At 42.6% G+C, this 2,594-nt stretch carries 2 protein-coding genes; both read right to left on the bottom strand.

Going from position 1 to position 2,594, the window contains the following annotated elements:
• Positions 1–554: 554 nt before the first annotated feature.
• On the bottom strand, positions 555–695 hold the full coding sequence (locus ABL924_RS18270) for a hypothetical protein (protein WP_349028525.1): 141 nt from the start codon (positions 693–695) through the stop codon (positions 555–557).
• 425 nt (positions 696–1,120) lie between these two features.
• A complete protein-coding gene (locus ABL924_RS18265) occupies positions 1,121–2,467 on the bottom strand; it encodes an ATP-binding protein (RefSeq protein ID WP_349028524.1) in 1,347 nt (448 codons plus the stop codon).
• Between the last annotated feature and the right edge of the window lie 127 nt (positions 2,468–2,594).

Below are 2,594 nucleotides of genomic sequence, written 5' to 3'. Positions count from 1 at the left end.
GTTTGGGCTAGGTTCTTCCAGGACATAGGCTATTGCTCGAACTTGAATAAAGGCTTATTTTACCCATTTTGGGGCTTGAGGTCGTGCAAAGGTCTCATTATGTAATGACCAACTAAAACCGGATCTCTTTTTAGACAGCTTGCTTATAAAAATGCCGCTCAAATTTCAGTGGGGATAGGTAGCCTAGTTTTGAGTGTGACCGTTTTCCGTTGTAAAAAGCCAGGTAATCGATAACACTCAATTTGGCCGATGCTTTAGTCCTAAATTTTTTGAATTTTTTGCGCGTTTTGCACCACAGCCCCGCGCACGACATTAACTTGCTAATTCGACGCTTACTGATTTTTTCGCCCCGTGCTTTTAAATCGGCCCGGATCCGTTTCCTATCGTAGTTCCGACGGCTTTCATTAAAGGATTTTTAATCAGTTCTGTCAGTCTAGCATCTTCTATTTCGCGCGCGGATTGAGGGCTTTTTTTCCACCCATAATACCCATTTCGCCACACCAAGCATCGCACACATCGCATCAACATTGAAGGTGTGTTGATTTTTCTGCGTATTAATCCAGGCGTACTTCACAACGTTTGGGTGGCGAAGTAAGCCGCTGCTTTTTTAGGATTTCATGATGCCCCTCTGTCAGTGCCAGCTTCTTTTTCAGTTCAATAACTTCACCGCGGAATCGCTTTAGTTTGCCATTCAACTTAAGGGGATCTCTAAAAATTCAAAAAGCTCCTTCTCCCTCTGGGAGAAGGTTGGGATGAGGGATTTAAAATCAAGCAATTACAACCCTCACCCTAGCCCTCTCCCTGAGGGAGAGGGGATTATTAGAGATCCCCTTAATGCATTTACTGTCCTTTTCATCACTTGGCTTGAATTATTCGGTATAAGTTTTTCTGGTTTTGTTTGTCATCAGAGACACCTTTTTCTTTGTAGAATACTTCAGTTGTGTGTCCTGATTAGTGTATATGGATCAGTGTTTGACTATGGAAGAAGGGCGTGTTTTAGCGTCAGGAACATATACTGAAACAATGGGTTGTCTCGATTACTAATTGTGGCATTCGTCCAAGAATCATTGGTGAATTCAGTAGGGATGTTAATTACTTTAAAATTAAATCTATCAAACAGTCACGGTAAATAAACCCTCCAACTCATTCCTCCTAACTCGCTGCTCTTATTGCCTTCCAATTTCCCACCCAACATGCCAACTAAATCATAAACCACGGTCATGCCGATGCCATGTCCGTGAATGTTTTCATCGGCACGTACACCGCGTTTCAGAATTTCGTTGAGCTTACCATCAGGAATGCCTGGGCCGTCATCGTCTATTTTTATGAGTAGGGTATAATTACGACGGTCTTTTCTTGGGTTTTGGATGACACTGATTTTCACGTTATGGCGACACCATTTGCAAGCATTGTCCATTAGATTGCCAACGATTTCGTATAAATCGCCTTCTTCAAAATAAATCTGGCATTGCTCGGGTAAGCTGGTATCGAAGGCAATGGCTTTGTCTATGTAGACTTTGTTAAGAGAAGTGCTTATTTTGTTGAGAAAAATTGATAAGTCGATGCCTTTACTGGCTTTATGGTCACCTTTGGCAGCGGCTCTTTGTAATTGATATTCAATGATTTTATCCATTCTGGAGATTTGTTCTTGTACCGTCTCTTTGTTGTCGCTGAACGATTCGGTGCAGCCGCGCAGGATGGCTAGCGGGGTTTTCAGACTGTGTGCCAAATCTGCTAAGGTATTCCGGTATCGTTCCAGGTGAGCGCGTTCGTGGGTAATGAAAGCGTTCAAGTTTCCGGCTAGACCTTGTAATTCTGTTGAATATTCACCATCCAATAGGTTTTTTTCACCTTTTTCAATCGCATTCAAGTCAGTAACGATAATCCGTATGGGCTTTAAGCACCAACGTAACAATGCAAATTGTAGAAAAATCAAGATGATGCCAATAATAAATAACCAGAAGCGTAAGGTTTTTTTAAAGCGGTCTACCTGTTGGCTGACAAATTCGGAATCTTCGGCTACTGTGAATATATATTCTTTTTCAACGCCAGTAATGTTTTGCCAGATAATGTCGTAGTGGAGAAAATAGCGACCATGATCTCCATACAGGAAGTAGGTGTTACCCGCGCCTAATTTTTCCGGCGGAACGGGCACTTCTAGCCCTATCGACGAGGGTGAACGCCAAACTAGGTTTTTTTTGGGCTGCTGGATGAATGCGTAGAGCCCTGAGCCGGGGTTGGCAAAACGGGGTTCAGGTAAGTTAGAAGGGATAGCCAATTCACCGGAATTTTTCAGTTCGGCGGTCGATAATAGTGAGTAAATTTGAACCTGTAGTCGTTCTTTGAGTGCTTGCTCTGCGCTTTCTCTAAAACTTTGCTCGAGAACTACAGCAACTAAGGCGAAGAAGACAATCAGTACTATACCTTCTGTCGTTAATAGGCGGAAGCTTAAAGATTGTATCCGCATCTGAGATGTCTAGTTGTGGATAAGTGAGTTGAGAGTGTTTACGTAAAGATACATATATATTTCCGTTGGTACTCTAGGAAGGTAGTTGAATTAGTCAGGGCTACCCACAGCTTGATGGAAGCATTGA

The organism is Methyloglobulus sp., assembly GCF_040079455.1.
Classification (GTDB): Bacteria; Pseudomonadota; Gammaproteobacteria; order Methylococcales; family Methylomonadaceae; genus Methyloglobulus.
Note: the sequence above shows the minus strand (reverse complement) of the source record. Positions and strands in the feature narration are given on the sequence as shown.

Bases quoted from the DNA above. Each gene is read 5' to 3' on its own strand.
- ABL924_RS18265 (WP_349028524.1), bottom strand. From the start codon at position 2,467: ATGCGGATACAATCTTTAAGCTTCCGCCTATTAACGACAGAAGGTATA.